The sequence below is a fragment of the Erwinia endophytica genome (assembly GCF_009295515.1).
Taxonomy (GTDB): Bacteria; Pseudomonadota; Gammaproteobacteria; order Enterobacterales; family Enterobacteriaceae; genus Erwinia; species Erwinia endophytica.
The window spans coordinates 1-16,233 of sequence record NZ_RQVV01000055.1 but is presented as its reverse complement, the minus strand read 5'-3'; the positions used below and the strand labels follow the sequence as shown (position 1 = coordinate 16,233).

Sequence of the window (16,233 nt, the reverse complement as noted above, 5' to 3'; positions counted from 1 at the left end):
GAGGCCGATGACTGCATAAAGGTCAGACAGAATAAGTGCCTGAATAATCTGGTTGAGCAGGATCACCGTAATATCAAACGCCGGATACGACAGATGCTGGGATTCAAATCATTCCGCCGGGTGCAGGCTGTCCTTGCGGGTATTGAGCTGGTTCATATGATACGCAAGGGTCAGTATGCTCATCCTGACGGGGACGGATTGTCGCCGGCAGAACAGTTTTACCTTCTGGCTGCCTGAAAACCAGGCAGCGCATTTTCTGCCGGTCTGCTGTCGTTAATGCGACAGAACCCCGCTGCAGCTATGGCTTTCTGAAATAGAATCATGTAGCCGCAGCCCCCGGTTATGACTGTTGCTCCCTGATCTACTAACCTTTTAGCTGCACCAACGAATAAGTCTTCTAGCGATGCATCTGCCTGACCAACAAGGCGTTCTGTTGTTGCTCCCTTTACAGCTTCAACAGTAATTGGGAATCTAAACGTAGATGGATTACGAACATGTCCAGGATATTTAGGAAAACCAGTATCAAGACCAATAACACCAAGCATATGACCTCCATTTTTCAGATACGCAAGCTGCGCACGAGCCCATACTCGCTATCGAGAATTAATATAGGAACCACCGCCCAGCAATTAATAAATCCGCTTGCAGATATAGAACATCTTTTATGAATAAAGATGAGCCAACAGAAAAAATAATTTTTCTACACCTAATCAATTATTATTCAGAGTGATCGTGTTTGGTTTTTATCAAGCTTCCAAATTTTCTGTAGGTATTGTTGATTTACGTAATTGTTTAAGCACGAAAAATAGGGAACATCTTGTTGTTTTTGGTGAGGCCGATCCTAGCTGAATTAGATCAAGTCTTATCATCGACACCCATTATGCGGTGAACGTTTGTGATCCTTAACAACTTCGGATATCCTATATTGTATAGAATCTATATTCATATAAATCGATATAGAAAACCTATACTCTACTCAGGGATCTGTCAAGGAGAAATTTAAATTTTATGATGAATTCTACAAATACTGATGAGAAGCGGTTACAGGAAGCTCTTCACGCTCTTTCAAACCAATATCGCTTCAGGATCCTGATATGGCTAACCGATCCGAAAGCTAATTTTCCTCCTCAACGGGATGGAGATCTTGTGGACGACGGTGTCTGCGTCGGGTTCATCACCAAGAAAATTGGCTTGAGTCAGCCTACAGTGACATTTCATATGCAAACATTGGCGAAGGCGGGATTGGTCGTCCCCAAGAGGATTAAGAATTGGGTTTACTACAAGCTTGACACCCCCTCAATTGATCGCTGCTTAAATGAACTTGGCGATGTTCTGCGGCCACAGTACTAAGAAAAATGTCAAAATTGTAATTCATCTCTCCCCAGGACTTGCAATCAGCAGAACTGTCGCGGTCTAGGCAGTTGCAATAACTCTAAGTCGCACGCCAGAACACTCGTGCTTCCCATCTGAGACCTCAAGTAATTGAGGCAGGCTGACGGTCATTGGGCCAGTCGCGAGACTTTCAATTGAAGCAAACTGTACAGTTTTTCATAGATAAAATGAAAGTCCTAACGCCGATAACTTCTTCAGATACAGGACAAATGGCTGTCTCAAATCTTGAGCAACCACCTCTAACCTTGACACAACTCGCCTTTCTATATAGAAATAACTCTATATAGATTTTTTTTTAATATGAGGCAGTTGTGCGGACAAGACGTGTTATTCCATCCAGAAAACAAGAACTCGCGCGTACTGCGTGCGTAGCAATCGTGTTCACACTTTTTTGCTCAATCGTGTTCGGTTTCGGTTTCTACCTGTTTTCCCTTCTCTCCACAGTAATGCGTAAGTCACTTGGTTTCGAATATGCAACCATGGGTATCATCACCGGCGCTGCTCAAATCTCTTTTCTAATCGCCTCCCTTCTTTGTCCATCCATAACTCATCGGTTTGGTACCGGTCGAGTCATCATCAGCGGGACTGCAGCAGCAGCACTGCTGCTAATGAGCCTCGCCGCAGTTCAGAATACCTTTCAGGCTGGGATCGTTCTTATGGGACTTGGCATGACAGCGGCTTTCATGATGATCCCTACCGTCGATGCAGTAACGCAGAGCGTGCCTTTCGCTTTTCAATCTCGCGTACATGGTTTGATATCGAGCGGCACCGCATATGGACAACTTGCTAATGGAATGATAGTGCCATGGCTTCTACCCGATCATAGCTGGCGATTAATCTGGTTTACTGCAGGCTCGGCATCGCTCCTAATCACTGCAATGGGGTTAGTGGCTCTTAAATTCATGGTGCCGGAAATTTTCGTCCGCAATGTACCGCTCAATAAGACAAGCAATGTCCAGCCAATGGGAGCAAGTAAAATTGCCACAGTCCGAAATCTAATGGTTTGGACTCTGCTTGCTTTGTGTGGAATGGCTTGTGGTCCATGGCAAAACTACCTTTCGAGCTTTCTAACTACAGAGCATGGCCAATCATTGGCTGTTGTAGGGCATCTCTGGTCAATAATTGGCGCTCTGGGGTTATTCAGCGGATTCCTTGCCGGAGTAATCGCCGATAAGGTCGGCATTAAGTTCGCGCTGATTCTGTCTTATATTGCACTTGCGTGCTCCGCATTTTTGGTCGCGGTTAATTCTGAAACTTGGCATCTGCGTGCATCAGCCATTTGCTTCGGCCTTTCATTTTATGCTGTTTATGGACTTATCCCTGCTTATATCAGCAAGACCGTGGATTCTCGTTCTGGCACTAAGGTATTTGCAATTGCAAATGTTTTTCTCGGCTTGGGCACGACATTTGGTAATGTCGTTGGAGGACAAATTCCGAGTTGGTTTGGTTCACTTCAGGGAGTCTTCATTCTTGCGGGGTCGCTTTCTTTAATTGGCGCACTTATCACATTAATTCTAAAGGATGAGCGACGAGTGGCGCATGAAGCACGCTCGCAGTGAATCAATAAGCATCTCGGTAAGCCGGTTGAGTTTTAATAGATGGACCAGCGGGAGCATTTGAACAGAAACTTACGGTTTTGCCCTTTCGGAAGGCTCAGTACCGTAAGGTTCTCCATCAACAAAATAAGTGCCATTGGGTAATACGTGTTTATAGGGTAGTAAAGAGATATGGGCTAATACGTCATCATCTATAATTTCACCATTTTCACGTAACCCTCTAACAATATTGCTTATTCTTGATGTATTCCAGTACAGGATTGCATTGGATACCAAGCTCAGGGCGCTGGCCTTATTCATGATCTCTTCGTAATCACCGGTCGTGAATTCACCCTGATTTGCAAAAAAGATCCATCTGGGTAACTTATGCCGGTATTGGGGTCTGATGCTCAGTCGAACGAATACTCACGCTAGGCGAGAAAGGTCGTCTGAAAAATCGATTAATGGACACTGGTGTCGGTTAAATGCCATTTTCCGATTAAAAAGACACCGTTTTTGGCTGTCCATAATGTTTTGATTTATCGGAAAAAATAGGCTTAACGTGTGAAACCGTTCCGTTGAGCGTCAAACCCCGAGAAACCTGTCGAAACAGGGCGACTGCGCTGCGTCACCGGCGACACTGTCCACTGCCATCCTCTGACGGCACATCTGTCGCCTTCATGCGTAAACGCATAGAAAATAATCTTTCAAAACATTCAGTTAAAATACATCATTCGCTATTATTCTCTCTGTAAAGAGCTTACAGGGAAAGGACTACTTTTGAGTACTGAATCACTGACAGAGAAAACCGCCCATATGGCCTGGTGCGCCATAATCGCCCTTCATCTGGCCAGACAGGATGGCCGGGTGCATTCAGAATCACAGGAAAACGTGTTTATTATCCGCTGGCTGGCTACAGCACTGAAACAGCACCGTTTTCCCCGAGAGGTGGCGCCGGATATTACCTGGCTGCTGAAACAGGGGCGCACATCCGGTGTGGGTGCAAAAATGCGGCATAAACTGGAATATCTCTGGCGCTCCTGTGCCGGTGAGCTGTCCGAACAGAATGATCTGTTCAGGCTGACTTTTGCTCTGGAGACCGCGAAGGACATGCACTGGAACTACCGGCTGCTCAGCGAACGGGAGTGGTCAGGGCGGCATGCAGTGACATTAAATACGACACTGAATGGTATATTTTTGTCCCGTTCGTCTCTCGATATAGCTTTCAATGATGACGGTGGCCAGATAAATCCACTCAAGTGCAGGCTGACAGGCAATATTGCCGGATTGCAGCAGTTGTTTGCACGCTGTGGCTGGCGGGCTGAGGCCTGTCCGGATGACCCCGATCTTCCGTACCTCTATACGCTGCTTTCCGGGAATGGTAGCGACCTGAAAAAATAACCAGTCTGGCCACGCATTAACTGATGTCTGCATGGCTTTTGGTTATTCTGATGACAGTCCGGGGAGACACGCCACACAGTCTGGCCGTTTCCCGGATACTGAGGCCTTTCTGGATGCGCAGTTTAATAACATCGGCATGCATTGCTGTATCAGCCTGGCGGCCCCGAAATTTACCCTCCATTTTCGCTTTCTGTATACCTTCGTCCTGACGGCGTCGCCGATCCTGATAATCTTTTCGTGCAATGGCCGCCAGCATGTCCAGCATCATTCCATTGATAGCGCGAAGCATGGCGGCGGTAAAATCATCACCAGTCTGTTTGTCCAGTGCAACATGACTGGTTGGTAAATCGAGGCTGATCACTGACAGATGTTTTTCACTGATCATTGTTTTTAATTTTGCCCATCCAGCGTCATCCAGGCGGGACAGCCGGTCGACCTGTTCAATTAAAATGGCATCACCCGGTGCCGCGTTTTCCAGCAGTCGCATGAGTTCGGGTCGCTGAAGTGACGCGCCTGATACATTTTCCACATACCAACTGGCAATCCTGTGCCCTCGATCCTGGACAAACTGCTCCAGGCGTTTTTTTGCGCGACCGGCATCCTGTTCAAGAGTGGAAGCCCGAAGATAGGCAAATATGTACATTTTTTAACCTTCTGTGACATATAGGTGATGAAAAATAACTATATGACATATAAGTAATGACTTAAAGCTTTTTGCACAGGGAACTGGATGATGACATTAGGCTATACCCTAATGTCATCACTTGAATGCTGCTTCACTAAACACGCTGGAATTATTTTCTCCTAAAATATTAGGAAGCTAATATTTGCATTGCCACCTTTTGCTGATGGAGCAGCACAGTGAACCCATTCAAAGGCCGGCATTTTCAACGTGACAGGGGTCTGATGCTCAGTCGAACGAATACTCACGCTAGGCGAGAAAGGTCGTCTGAAAAATCGATTAATGGACACTGGTGTCGGTTAAATGCCATTTTCCGATTAAAAAGACACCGTTTTTGGCTGTCCATAATGTTTTGATTTATCGGAAAAAATAGGCTTAACGTGTGAAACCGTTCCGTTGAGCGTCAAACCCCGGATAGGCGATCCCTATTAATCCGCACCGGCTAAGCCGGGCATCGGCGGATTCACAGTGGTGAAATATTTTAGTTTTATATGCCGCCTATCATGCGCAAGCGCATAACACCAAAACGCGCTGTAAACGATTCTAAGAAGACTTTTACGGAAGATATTAGACTACAGGGCCAAGCATTTGAAATCGTCTGAGGGCCGCTCATAGGGGTCTGATTCTCAGTCGAACGAAAACTCACGCCAGGCGAGGAAGGTTGTCTGAAAATTTAGCGAGTAAAAAATGAGGTTTTTGTTTACTCTTTTCATTGATGCCAGTATCCATGCAGTTTCGAGCACTTCCCGCGTTAAGTTAAGAAACCCGGTAATCAAATCAACGTAAACCTGTTCGGCAGCATCATGAATTTATAGACATAAAATCATATTGTTACGTTATTAACGTACGTTTCCGCTCCATTGGCCCAGTGGGCCTAGTGGGAGTGAAGCTGAAAAATGCGACATTTATAACAACTCATTGTTATAAATCAGTTTTGGTCATGTTTCGTTTGAGACACTAAATTGTCCGAAAATGGTGTACGAATGGGATGGTGCGTCCGAAAGTCATTTTGCTTAGTTTCGGATGGCATCATTATGCCTGTCCGATACCGACCGGTTGCGGACATAGCCCAGATGTCGCAAATCGCAGCTTCGCTCCCATTGGGCCCAGTGGGAGCGAACAAACCCCTAGGCCTAGCTGGGGGTTTTCTAGACACAAAAAAGCCGCGTCAGCGGCTTCTTTGGAGAGAGAAATAAAACTTCCCCCTAATAAATATACTTCTCAGATCCCCACTTCATTTTTCTTTCCTTTTCTTCATATTTTATTTCCTCTACATATGAGTTCATAATATCAAGGCAGTGTTTACCTTTTACACCTGTCCTTTTCAGACTTGATTCAGCCAAGTGATAATATTTAAAAAAAGATTCCCTGTCGTATCTGTTAATATCAATCATGGTCAGACACACTGAATCAGAACCAAATTTATCTCTTGGCATTGAGTGTCCTTTATCTGAAATAACTTTATCAATTTCATTTAAAACATTAATTGTTTCTGATGGGGATTTTATTATAGATAAACTCAATGCATCTCTTAATTCATTACTCTTATTCGATGGTATATATTCAGATACGCGGGGTACTGTTCTTAACCATTTTCTGTCACCATCACGCACCCCTATTAGAAATGTGTTAAAATCATCATCATTTAATATCACATTCCTTTTTCCATTTATTATGTCATCAGGCATTATTGCATAAGTTACACCTGATGACATAACAGTGAGAAACAATAAAATTAAATATTTCATCTGATAACCTCTAAAGTGTTATCGTTTGAATCAAGAATACGTCGTCTGGTTTTTGGTCCCATAATAATACAACCCTCCGACGCCCATCCAGGTACGCCGCTTACTTTCTCTCCATGTATACGGAAAGCACTTCTGCCAAAACTTTCTCCCGACGTTTGAACAAGAATAATAGTCATTGGCCCCTTTGAATTAGATTGGCCGCTAATTCGATATATTCCCCTGGGTAACGGCCCTAATCCTCTTACCTGTTGGCGATCAGGGTTGTTTTTGTTAGTCATTCTGCCAGAATAACCCTTCTCAATAAATTGACCGTTATGAAAAAGCTCCCCGCTGCTTTGCTTATAAGTCCATGTCATATATTATATCCTCATATTACGCTACAGAACGATAATTCCAACTATCAGAATGAATTATATTCCCATCAACATAATGCCATGTGATTTTTTCATATCCTAGATCTATACATTCAAGATGATTTTTATTTTCTCCATATGAATCTTTTATATCGTACATAAGTGAAATATTGGATTCAATTTTTATATTTTCCAATGTCACTGTAAAATAGTTTTCTTCCTGACCTGCGTTATTTATACGATAATATTTAAATTCTGCATTTTTTAAGTTTTCACCTGTTGTTAATGCTTTATAGATATAGGGTGATGATGAATCTATCTCTTTGTCGAGACTGAAAGATTGGTGTATGCGTGAGCCTGTTATTTTACCCGTATTGTCATCTGTTGGTATTTCTACAGAATGGCGTAATGCGATAACTTCAATGCTGTGTTCACGCCCAATAATATCAACTGATCCTTTGATTAAATTGCCTGCACCATCATAAAGCCAGAGATAAACTGGAATAGCCATAGAATAAAACTCCATTTCATTAAATTACATCAATTATTATAAAGATGTTTTGATGATTACTCAATTAGAGAAAACTGTGTGTTGGGGTCTGAAGGCCAATGGAACGAAAACGTACGGTTGGACCTCAAACCCCGCTACCTGTTTTGAGCGCCTGCTCTTTGCGCTTATTTAGTGCTGCTTTTTTCTTTAGTGTACAGTGAGCCTTCCTTTGCGGAAATTCGTAAATCTTAGCCATTACGCCCTTTTTACGCATTTACTCAAACTCTCAAATGAGTTTATGAGTTATTGTCCTTTAACCAGTTATCGACCAGATCTTTAATCACGTCACTGATAGATGTCCCCTGCTTTGCACATGCCGCTTTAAAGCGCACATGTACGGATTCATCGAGGTTCACGTTAACCCGTTTCTGTTTTTCCATTGGTGCATTATTTACCACCTTTTCAAGGTCTCGGTGCTCACCAAACGTCATGGTTTTAGGTGTATTCTGTTGCTTTAGTGCCATGATTTACCTCTTAAGTGTATTTGTGTATTTGTGTATTTGTGTATTTATGCAAATATGTCGGTGATTTCCCGTGTCAAAACATCAATTTCTCCTTTTGCCGCACCATCATTTGTATTAAAAACGCTTTCACCATCCAGGACAGATTTCACATAACTCTGACGCTGCGTAATTGCTGTTTTAAATGCCTTGATGCCGGTTTGTGCAATGCTTTCTTTTAATACATTCAGCATTGTCGCTTGCTCAATTTTTCGCGTTATAAGAAAACGGGCTTCAACAGGCCGGTTGTATGCTTGCGCCTCAAGTACAGTTACAACAGAACCGGCGGCTGAAAAGTCGAGCGGACTTGGCGTTACAGGTATGATAATAAGGTCACTGACCATAACGGCTGCTGACGTAATAACGGATAACGATCCGGCACCGTCGATAATGACGTAATCGTATTCAGCTAGATCCTTTCTGACTTGGTAAACGTCTTTTTCAGATGATGCGGTGTAAACATCAAAATTGGCTTTTTCTGCTTTATTCCAGTTCGTCAGGCTCATTTGCGGATCGGTATCGACTACCGCAATTTTTTTTCCCGCTTTAGCCAGGCAACTACTGATATTTATTGCCGCCGTTGTTTTACCTGATCCCCCTTTGGGGTTCAGAAAGGCAATAATCTTCATATCCACCTCTTTTGTTTTTTTACTCAAATGTGTTTTTGAGTTTATGTGTCAATTATACACAAAAACACAAATGTGTAAATATGCTTTTGTGTAATGATCTGAAATTAGGTGTTTAGGGTGGTTTTGAGGTAAAAAAAATAATTGTTATACATTTGTTAATTTTGTACTAATTTGGTGCGTTGTGAGCGAAATTTAAGGAAGGTGATTTATCAGGAAGATGTGAGGGTAAAGATGATCTTTTTATCACTACGTGACGCGGTAACGGCCAACGCCTCAAAAGTACCGCTTAATTTTGCCATTTAACATAATGGCTCTTATCTGCACCAAAAAAAGCGGGTAAAAAACTGCGCTGGCGGAAAATCGTGGACGGGTAAATCAATCCGTTATGGAATTTAACCGAATGGCCGGAACGGGGCGGGGTAGAACGCATCCCACGGTTATCGGAACCCGCCCTGTCCGACACAGCATGTAGTATGTCTGTTAGATACGACCGATACAACATATTGATTAAGCGGCTATACCGCTTTTTTTTCCTTTAACTGCATTTCACCAGTGCGGATTAAGGGGCGCTAAGTTCGTGTATGCACATAGTCATTTTCTCCTGTGTTGCCTTTCACCTTCGCATCAGGCTTCCGGTAATCGTTCCCCGTCACAACCTGGCCCTCAAGGGTAAATAGCACGCTCCGCGCCCTTGATGGCCAGAACGACTCCTGGAGACCGAACCGTCAGGCGATACGAAGACGAAATTCACACTGACGGAGAAACAGCCATGACTATGAACCTGCATACACAAACAACCGCCCCTAAAACCTCACCGGCGACCAGCGTATCCCCGCTGGAGCAGTCAGGCTCCTCAAAAACGAAATTTGCTAAAGCCAAACCCAAACCCAAACCCAAACCCAAACCCAAAACCGATATTTATCAGATCGTAACTGACAACCTCATTGAGGCGCTGGAAAGCGGTGTTAAGCCGTGGGTATGCCCCTGGAAACGTAACGGTATGATGTCGGGTATCCCGTCAAACTACAGTACCGGCACCGCATATAGCGGAATCAATATCATGTTGCTGTGGTGCAGCGCGGCAAAGCAGGGTTTTCAGGACTCACGCTGGCTCACCTATAAGCAGGCCCAGGAGCTGGGTGCTCAGGTTCGCAAGGGGGAAACCGGTACAACTGCGATTTTTTACAAGACGCTTGAGAAAGAAGCGGAAGACGGCCAGATCGAAAAAATCCCGATGGTGAAATCCTTCACCGTCTTCAACATCGAGCAAATCGACGGCCTGAAAATGGGCGCCGAGAATAGCGCCGAAATCGACCCGCAGCCGGTAACGGAATTTGACCCGCTGCCGCAGGTAGAAAACCTTTTCCAGCGTACCGGCGCAAACATTACCGAGCGCGGCCAGCAGGCATTTTATCGCCCGGCCACAGATGAAATCTGGCTACCGGAGCGTCATCTTTTCGCTGATGCCGCAAATTTCTATGCTACCGGCTTGCATGAGTTGGTTCACTGGACAGGTGCCAAGAGTCGTTTAAATCGTGAGAAAGGGGGGAAATTTGGCTCAGAGGGGTATGCTTTTGAAGAACTGATCGCCGAACTTGGAAGCGCATTCCTGATGGCCGATCTTGGTGTGATAGGGGAGGTTCAGCACGAAAGCTATATTGCTTCCTGGCTGAAAGCACTGAGAGGCGATAAGCGTTATATTTTTAAAGCGGCCAGTGCCGCCACTAAAGCGCATCAATTCCTGATTGACTGCTGAAAGGTCAAGCCCTGCACCGCAGGGCTTCAAAATTTCTGAAGGATGGCAAAACATCACTTTATAACAATAAGTTGATGTTTTTTATCATTTCACGCTGTCGCCGGTCGCAGCAGACCAGCGTCCTAAATCTGCGACCGGTGCAAGGTAAAAACCCCGAAATAATCAAAATAACTGATGCACGTCTAATACCGGCTTGCCAGTGGCGCTGACTCGCTCCACAAGCGGTTAAATTCGGCCTGGTAAGTGTTTGCCAGCTCCGGAGCACCCTGCACCAGGAGTGCGTTTTCGGCATTGCGCCTTGCGGCGCTGGCGGTGTAATTGAATGACCCTGTTTGCACTGTGTCGCCATCCACGACCATAAACTTATTGTGCATTATCGCGTACTGCGCATCGAGGCGTACCGGTACGCCCATATTTGCCAGGAACGTAACGGCGGTGTACCTGTCGTTATTGGCCTTTTCATCGGCCACGACCCGGACAGACACACCGCGATTTTTGGCGGCAACCAGTGCGGCTGCAACAGGCTTACTGGTGAAGCTGTACGCCGCCACATCAACGCTTTTTTTTGCACCACTGATAGCGCCGAGGACAACGTGCTGGGCGCTCTGGCTCCCGGAGGGTGTAAAACCGACTGAGACAACAGGCGCGGCGCGGGAAAACGAAGGAAATGCCAGCGTGACGGCCAGCATAATAAAAATCGATTTACGCATAGTGATTCAGCTCCATTTTTTGCAGATCTTCCGCTGTGTAGATACGAAAAACATTGCGATGTTTTTCTTCAAGAGTGACGTGCTGATTTTTAACTATCACATGCGTGATACTGTCAAAAATTACCTGCAATGCGCGTTTTTTCTGTTCGTCCGGGACAACATAAAAAACGAAGATCCAGTGTTTTTCCGCACGGGCCATAAGATGGCTGGCCATAATCGACTGATAACGCGCTTTGGTTTTCAGTCTGCGTTCCGTTTCAACGGCAATGACAGTGCCGTTCGGCAGCGTCATCAATCCATCGGGACGGTGTTTAACGTTAAACTGATTCAGGAACGTGGAGCGATCACCATTAATCCAGTTTGCCGCGCCTTTCTGCTCAAGTGTAAGGCGTACTAACTGGTTATCGAGATGATGATCCAGCGACCAGCCTGTTATCTTTGATGGCTCAAATCTGGCTGGCATGACTTTATCGTCAGGCATAAGAACAACGGCGAGTCCGTCGTTTGTTATTCCCCACAATGCTATTTTGCTGGCGCGTGATTCAAGCGTATGTTTTTGAATTAACCCCATGCGCGTAACTTTATCGAGTAAGTCATAAAGTGATTTGTGGTGCTTGAATCCAAATAATAATTTCAGCGTCTGATAATCGCTGTAGGTTTCCTCTTTGAGGAAATTTAACAGAATTCGGATTTTTTCATTGTTTCGCTCACGGCGTTCGCTGTGGCTTGCTATCAGCATGATTCCTCCTTAAAAATCCAGCAGGGAAAAGGTTTCCTGATCATCATCAGAGTCTTTCTTATCGGGGCCAGCGTGTGTCGGTTCTTGCTTATGACTTTCATGAATTAAAATATCTTTCTGCGGCAGTTCCTGGGATTTAACGGGCGCATCATCAAAATCCAGTACCTGTTTCACTTCCGGCACGGAACCGATAAGGGCAGGGGGAATAGTGAAAATCTCAAGCGGTTGTTTCTTCACTTTCAGAGGTGAAATTAACGAAGGAAAAGCAAGCGCATTAGCGCTGAAAATGTAGCTGACAAACTTAGGCAGATTCTGGAGCATATTACTGTCAATGTAATAGCTCTCAGCCTGTCGAATCGTTCGCTCATTATCAATTTTTTCAGTCAGCACTGAGGTTGTTGTTACCTTGCGGCTTTCATCATCAACTAAAATAGTGCCGGACATCCTTGCAACCCATTCCGCCGTGTCGGGGTCTTGCAGTTTATAAACCAGTTTGAATTTACAGTTTTCAACAACGGCACCGACAACAGCATCACCATTTAAATCGGCGGGGCAGTCTCTTAAATCGGCTATAGACTGGTGCGCCATAATAATATGCACACCTTTATCACGTGCCGCGCCTAATCCTTCGAGAGCCGGTTTTGAAAGATGATATTTAACCTCATCTTTAAATATGGCAATCGGGCGAACATCACCGGCGACACGGTCACGTAATTCAGCAAGCTGGAAAAGACGAACTAAAATCATACGCTGTGCTGTAATGATTTTAGAGTTGCGCATAGAGCCGATAATGTAGCAGCAACCGCCTTTCTCAAAAATTTCTTTCAGGGAAAAACCACCCGGCGCGTTAATGCTGTTCAGCATTGCCAGTTCTTCCGTTTTTCCATGAAACGCTTTTATCGTTTCGCCAATACCCTGAACATAATCACCATTATAAATATCACGAATGGTTGCGCCGGAGTTTGTATTCACAAACTGCGCTGCCGTTCTTGCGGCCTTTCTGTCATCAATTCGATAAAAATCTGCTGCCTCACCTTTTTCAGCCAGACTGAAACCGGCGACAAACAATTCTTCAAGATGTTCTGATGAAATGCCATCAATCAGGTTTAACTGATACTCAGTTTTATTCAGATCAATCAGGACGAATGGCTTACCCGCATCAGCACATGCTTTTTTATAAAGATGAGGTGCCCATTCATCATTTTTAGGATCAAGAACAAAAACACCTTCATCTGCCAGAATGCTTTGATAAAGCAAAATACCGGAGGCAACACCTTTACCCGCGCCGGTAGTACCAATAATGTCTGCGTGCTGAGTCTGCCATTCTTTTAAAGGGATGTACTGGGGAACCTGCTCTTTACTTAGCCCGATAAAAATACCTTTATCTAAGTCAATATAATCCATCGGATCATATTCAGCCGTTTCGGGCAACAGGGCTTTTACCTTCCTTACATCCGTTCTGGCATCTCTTTCCATGCTGGTTTTTTTAACAAGGCTGCGTTTCGCTTTATCCAGTTCCGGCGAGATTAATCGTCTCAGAAGGATATGCACGATAAAACCGGCGACAGTAAATGCAAGAGATATTGACCATGTAAAAACAGGTGGATCGACAACATGGTGACCTGAGTACATCTGCGCCAGCAGCCAGATTGGTACTGGTGCTATAGTGCCGAAAGCAAAACAAATCATCGAAAAAAGGATTAGCCATTTTTTCCAGAATGGCGCTTTTTCATGCTCACCATGTTTAATCGAAAACATGAATGGCAGCATAATCCCCGACAGCAAAGCTAAAATCATTTGATGGCTTTGCAAAAAGCTAAAAAACCACAACACACCATTTGCTATCGGTGACAGCAAATGATTAAGTCTGTCGAATATCACGATATTCTCCTTAAAGGATTCTCGCCGCATACAATCGCCGCATTATCCCGCCGCACTATGTGCGGTGAATAAAGGCGGCGAAGGCATGAGGCTAAAGGCCGTGGCCGCGATGCGGCCATGAGCCGGGAGGTATACTTCCCGGCTCTGAAGGAATGTGCCATTTCATGCGGGCTGGACGCCCTTATTACATGTCACAAGGGGGTAATGTTTCCGCTGGACGCTGCAACAAAACCCCCGAAGGTCAAGGGCGGCACACCGTCGCGCGCTACGCGCGACCACCCCCTTTAAGACGCCTGTTTTAACCCTTTTCTTCTCTTTGGTCGTTCCTCCCAAAGCGAATTAAAGGGAAACTAGGCTTTAAAGGGGGTGGTCGCGCCACGCTACCGGCTTTTGGCCGGAGACTTAGGCCCGACGGTGTGCGGGGCAAGCCCCCCACAAAAATCGGCATCTGGGGATGCCTATTTGCTCGCTGGGGCGGCAAATTTTTTGCGGCTCCCCCCGGCTTTTTTCGACCCGCTTTGGGCGGACGCTCAAAAAGTGGGTTCGGTGACGCAAATTAACAATTTCTTTGAAATTGAATTTACTCACCTCTCACCACTGCGCTTTTACGGTCTGTCGATTAGCAATTTTTTCAAAATTGAATCGCCATCCTCGTAACAGTGCAGCCTAAAAGACAGGTCAACGGCCACATCAAAAACGCCATGCCCTGCGTCGGACTCGCCCAAATGTGCCATTTGCCCACCCCGTTTGGGTTTCATCCTTTGAAAAAATAAAGGAATAAAACCGTCGAAATTGCCATAGCCGCTATAACGAGGATTTTTAAGAAAGGGTTATTCATATGAGTCACCTGTAATTAGAAAGCTCTCCAGCGTTTTCCCGGCGTCAATCTCTCTCTTAATAAAGACGGGCATATGCCCGACGCCTGACCAGTATTTTATTTTATCGTTTTCAGAATACTTATATTTAGGTTTGCGTTTGGTGGTTTTTTTGACTGGCTTATCATCTGCGAAATCAGATAATGAAAAACCTTCTGACTCAATAAGCGCTAACAGCTCTTTACGTTTTTCTTCACGCTGATGCCGTTGATTTTCCTGTTCAATATGTTCCGCTCTTTTTTCATCAAGGATTGATGAAATACGCTCACGTAGTTTCTCAAGAAAAGTGAAGTCACTTTCACGGAGAAACTTTTTTAAAATGCGTTCTGATGTGAGTTCTTCCTGGATATGGTTCATGATTTTAACTCTCTCGACATATTTTTAGTAGATGGTTTTTTTGATGATTGGCTATCATCGCGGGGGGGATATTCAAAACCCAATTCACCTGTTTCTTTGTTTGCCAGCGTGACAAACATCGAATAGGTGGAATCATTTTTCTTACTTTTAAATCCTTTTATCTCACTGCTTTTCCCTTTGCTGATAATGGTTTCAATCTGCTTGCTTGTGAGCTTTTTACCGCGAAGCTCAAGCCGAATTCTGAATTTACAGCCAATGCAATTACAGGCTTTTGCAGTCATAACTAAATCAGAGTTACATGATGGACATTTAACAGTGAGGCGATCAAGTGAGGTTTTAGGTGTCTGGTTTTCTGTCGCGCTGATATTAATATCAGCGCTTTCAACTAGGCGGGAAACTTCACCATAGAGGCCATCAATAAACTTTTCAATAGTCATTTGACCGGTTTCAATCGCCGCCTGTTTTTCTGACCAGACGGCAGTCATATCAGGTTGTGTAACGGAATCGGGAAGGGCATCTATTAATGCTAATCCGGCATCCGTTGGTACAAATTTCCCTTTTTCTACGCTGATATAGTTCCGCTTTTTCAGCGTCTCGATAATAGCGGCACGTGTTGCCGGTGTGCCTATGCCGCCGTGTTCATCATTCTTGTCTTTGTCTTTTTCCTTGAGCAGTTGCTTAATACGTGGATTAGCGACAAAGTCAGCGACACGAACCAGTGTCGCGAGTAACGTTGCCTCAGTAAAAAGGGTTCTGTCGCATTAAGGTACAGTCAGGTAATATGCTGTTTTTTTTTGTAATGTTTCCTGACTATGTCTTTGATCCGAAAATCTTTCCGACGCCTGCATTATCCCGTCGATATCATTGCTCAGTGTGTACGCTGGTATCTCGCTTATGCCCTGAGCCTGCGTAATATCGAGGAAATGATGGCTGAGCGCGGAGTTGTCGTTGACCACGCCACGCTTCATCGCTGGGTCATCCGTCTGGTGCCGTTACTGGATAAAGCATTTCGTCGGCATAAGCGCCCCGTGGGGCGCCGCTGGAGAATGGATGAAACCTACATCAAAGTCAGAGGACAGTGGAAATACCTGTACCGGGCCGTCGATACCGCAGGGAAAACCATCG

General features: G+C 44.9%; 19 protein-coding genes and 1 pseudogene. 7 read left to right on the top strand and 13 right to left on the bottom strand.

Features of this window, described 5'->3' with window-relative positions:
• The coding region (locus EH228_RS17250) for a DDE-type integrase/transposase/recombinase (protein WP_152320829.1) at window positions 1–237 on the top strand (237 nt) is incomplete at its 5' end.
• On the opposite strand, the gene EH228_RS17245 is transcribed toward EH228_RS17250, so the two are convergent.
• A complete protein-coding gene (locus EH228_RS17245) occupies window positions 219–545 on the bottom strand; it encodes an aspartate/glutamate racemase family protein (protein ID WP_152322851.1) in 327 nt (108 codons plus the stop codon). The two genes, EH228_RS17250 and EH228_RS17245, sit on opposite strands and share 19 nt — an antisense overlap.
• A gap of 463 nt (window positions 546–1,008) precedes the next feature.
• Here EH228_RS17245 and EH228_RS17240 point away from each other — a divergent pair, with 463 nt between their 5' ends.
• Together EH228_RS17240 and EH228_RS17235 are read left to right on the top strand one after the other, a co-directional pair.
• The gene (locus tag EH228_RS17240) at window positions 1,009–1,350 is read left to right on the top strand and encodes an ArsR/SmtB family transcription factor (RefSeq protein WP_240116318.1); all 342 of its coding nucleotides are present in this window, start codon (window positions 1,009–1,011) and stop codon (window positions 1,348–1,350) included.
• A 419-nt stretch (window positions 1,351–1,769) separates the two neighbouring features.
• Window positions 1,770–2,951 carry an MFS transporter gene (locus tag EH228_RS17235; RefSeq protein WP_193323374.1) on the top strand — a complete coding sequence of 394 codons (1,182 nt, stop codon included), beginning with the start codon at window positions 1,770–1,772 and terminating at the stop codon, window positions 2,949–2,951.
• Between the two features lie 69 nt (window positions 2,952–3,020).
• On the opposite strand, the pseudogene EH228_RS17230 reads toward EH228_RS17235, so the two are convergent.
• Window positions 3,021–3,326 (bottom strand): annotated as a pseudogene (locus EH228_RS17230) (Tn3 family transposase); the annotation flags it as partial.
• A 417-nt stretch (window positions 3,327–3,743) separates the two neighbouring features.
• Between EH228_RS17230 and EH228_RS17225 the strand changes: the two are divergent.
• Window positions 3,744–4,328 (top strand): DUF2913 family protein, encoded by a 585-nt coding sequence (locus EH228_RS17225; protein WP_152322852.1) that lies wholly within the window; start codon window positions 3,744–3,746, stop codon window positions 4,326–4,328.
• Between the two features lie 16 nt (window positions 4,329–4,344).
• On the opposite strand, the gene EH228_RS17220 is transcribed toward EH228_RS17225, so the two are convergent.
• The 6 genes from EH228_RS17220 to parA form a co-directional block, all read right to left on the bottom strand.
• A complete protein-coding gene (locus tag EH228_RS17220; protein ID WP_152322849.1) occupies window positions 4,345–4,971 on the bottom strand; it encodes a recombinase family protein in 627 nt (208 codons plus the stop codon).
• Window positions 4,972–6,215: 1,244 nt separating this feature from the next.
• Window positions 6,216–6,758 (bottom strand): hypothetical protein, encoded by a 543-nt coding sequence (locus EH228_RS17215; protein WP_152322848.1) that lies wholly within the window; start codon window positions 6,756–6,758, stop codon window positions 6,216–6,218.
• Complete coding sequence (locus EH228_RS17210; RefSeq protein ID WP_152322847.1) at window positions 6,755–7,114, bottom strand: tlde1 domain-containing protein; 360 nt, start codon at window positions 7,112–7,114, stop codon at window positions 6,755–6,757. Before EH228_RS17210 ends, EH228_RS17215 begins: the two co-directional genes overlap by 4 nt.
• A gap of 16 nt (window positions 7,115–7,130) precedes the next feature.
• The gene (locus EH228_RS17205) at window positions 7,131–7,622 is read right to left on the bottom strand and encodes an Hcp family type VI secretion system effector (protein ID WP_152322845.1); all 492 of its coding nucleotides are present in this window, start codon (window positions 7,620–7,622) and stop codon (window positions 7,131–7,133) included.
• A gap of 275 nt (window positions 7,623–7,897) precedes the next feature.
• Window positions 7,898–8,125 carry a plasmid partition protein ParG gene (locus EH228_RS17200; protein ID WP_152322844.1) on the bottom strand — a complete coding sequence of 76 codons (228 nt, stop codon included), beginning with the start codon at window positions 8,123–8,125 and terminating at the stop codon, window positions 7,898–7,900.
• A 44-nt stretch (window positions 8,126–8,169) separates the two neighbouring features.
• A complete protein-coding gene (parA, locus tag EH228_RS17195; protein ID WP_152322843.1) occupies window positions 8,170–8,790 on the bottom strand; it encodes a ParA family partition ATPase in 621 nt (206 codons plus the stop codon).
• Window positions 8,791–9,559: 769 nt separating this feature from the next.
• On the opposite strand from parA, the gene EH228_RS17190 reads away from it, so the two are divergent.
• Entirely contained in the window at window positions 9,560–10,546 is a 987-nt protein-coding gene (locus EH228_RS17190) for an ArdC family protein (protein ID WP_152322842.1), read from the top strand.
• Between the two features lie 182 nt (window positions 10,547–10,728).
• Here EH228_RS17190 and EH228_RS17185 read toward each other — a convergent pair whose 3' ends face one another.
• From EH228_RS17185 to EH228_RS17175, 3 genes are read right to left on the bottom strand one after another with little or no spacing between them, the layout of a single operon-like run.
• The gene (locus EH228_RS17185; protein ID WP_152322841.1) at window positions 10,729–11,256 is read right to left on the bottom strand and encodes a phospholipase D family nuclease; all 528 of its coding nucleotides are present in this window, start codon (window positions 11,254–11,256) and stop codon (window positions 10,729–10,731) included.
• Complete coding sequence (gene mobC / locus EH228_RS17180) at window positions 11,249–11,995, bottom strand: MobC family replication-relaxation protein (protein WP_152322840.1); 747 nt, start codon at window positions 11,993–11,995, stop codon at window positions 11,249–11,251. Before mobC ends, EH228_RS17185 begins: the two co-directional genes overlap by 8 nt.
• Window positions 11,996–12,004: 9 nt before the next feature.
• Window positions 12,005–13,876: a type IV secretory system conjugative DNA transfer family protein gene (locus EH228_RS17175; RefSeq protein WP_152322839.1), complete on the bottom strand. Its 1,872-nt coding sequence runs from the start codon at window positions 13,874–13,876 to the stop codon at window positions 12,005–12,007.
• A gap of 366 nt (window positions 13,877–14,242) precedes the next feature.
• On the opposite strand from EH228_RS17175, the gene EH228_RS20340 reads away from it, so the two are divergent.
• Window positions 14,243–14,533 carry a hypothetical protein gene (locus EH228_RS20340; protein WP_204902672.1) on the top strand — a complete coding sequence of 97 codons (291 nt, stop codon included), beginning with the start codon at window positions 14,243–14,245 and terminating at the stop codon, window positions 14,531–14,533.
• A gap of 173 nt (window positions 14,534–14,706) precedes the next feature.
• On the opposite strand, the gene EH228_RS17165 is transcribed toward EH228_RS20340, so the two are convergent.
• Both EH228_RS17165 and EH228_RS20930 read right to left on the bottom strand, forming a co-directional pair.
• A complete protein-coding gene (locus EH228_RS17165) occupies window positions 14,707–15,108 on the bottom strand; it encodes an H-NS histone family protein (RefSeq protein ID WP_152322837.1) in 402 nt (133 codons plus the stop codon).
• Window positions 15,105–15,827: a topoisomerase C-terminal repeat-containing protein gene (locus EH228_RS20930; protein WP_240116319.1), complete on the bottom strand. Its 723-nt coding sequence runs from the start codon at window positions 15,825–15,827 to the stop codon at window positions 15,105–15,107. The genes EH228_RS17165 and EH228_RS20930 overlap by 4 nt, the downstream gene beginning before the upstream one ends.
• Before the next feature lie 93 nt (window positions 15,828–15,920).
• Between EH228_RS20930 and EH228_RS17155 the strand changes: the two genes are divergently transcribed.
• On the top strand, window positions 15,921–16,233 hold a 313-nt coding region (locus tag EH228_RS17155), incomplete at its 3' end, for an IS6 family transposase (protein WP_152322836.1).

What these genes read in the sequence shown, in the direction of transcription:
- EH228_RS17245 (WP_152322851.1), bottom strand. Translation starts at nt 545, where the DNA reads ATGCTTGGTGTTATTGGTCTTGATACTGGTTTTCCTAAATATCCTGGA.
- EH228_RS17240 (WP_240116318.1), top strand. Translation starts at nt 1,009, where the DNA reads ATGATGAATTCTACAAATACTGATGAGAAGCGGTTACAGGAAGCTCTT.
- EH228_RS17225 (WP_152322852.1), top strand. Translation starts at nt 3,744, where the DNA reads ATGGCCTGGTGCGCCATAATCGCCCTTCATCTGGCCAGACAGGATGGC.
- EH228_RS17220 (WP_152322849.1), bottom strand. Translation starts at nt 4,971, where the DNA reads ATGTACATATTTGCCTATCTTCGGGCTTCCACTCTTGAACAGGATGCC.
- EH228_RS17215 (WP_152322848.1), bottom strand. Translation starts at nt 6,758, where the DNA reads ATGAAATATTTAATTTTATTGTTTCTCACTGTTATGTCATCAGGTGTA.
- EH228_RS17210 (WP_152322847.1), bottom strand. Translation starts at nt 7,114, where the DNA reads ATGACATGGACTTATAAGCAAAGCAGCGGGGAGCTTTTTCATAACGGT.
- EH228_RS17205 (WP_152322845.1), bottom strand. Translation starts at nt 7,622, where the DNA reads ATGGCTATTCCAGTTTATCTCTGGCTTTATGATGGTGCAGGCAATTTA.
- EH228_RS17200 (WP_152322844.1), bottom strand. Translation starts at nt 8,125, where the DNA reads ATGGCACTAAAGCAACAGAATACACCTAAAACCATGACGTTTGGTGAG.
- parA (WP_152322843.1), bottom strand. Translation starts at nt 8,790, where the DNA reads ATGAAGATTATTGCCTTTCTGAACCCCAAAGGGGGATCAGGTAAAACA.
- EH228_RS17190 (WP_152322842.1), top strand. Translation starts at nt 9,560, where the DNA reads ATGACTATGAACCTGCATACACAAACAACCGCCCCTAAAACCTCACCG.
- EH228_RS17185 (WP_152322841.1), bottom strand. Translation starts at nt 11,256, where the DNA reads ATGCGTAAATCGATTTTTATTATGCTGGCCGTCACGCTGGCATTTCCT.
- mobC (WP_152322840.1), bottom strand. Translation starts at nt 11,995, where the DNA reads ATGCTGATAGCAAGCCACAGCGAACGCCGTGAGCGAAACAATGAAAAA.
- EH228_RS17165 (WP_152322837.1), bottom strand. Translation starts at nt 15,108, where the DNA reads ATGAACCATATCCAGGAAGAACTCACATCAGAACGCATTTTAAAAAAG.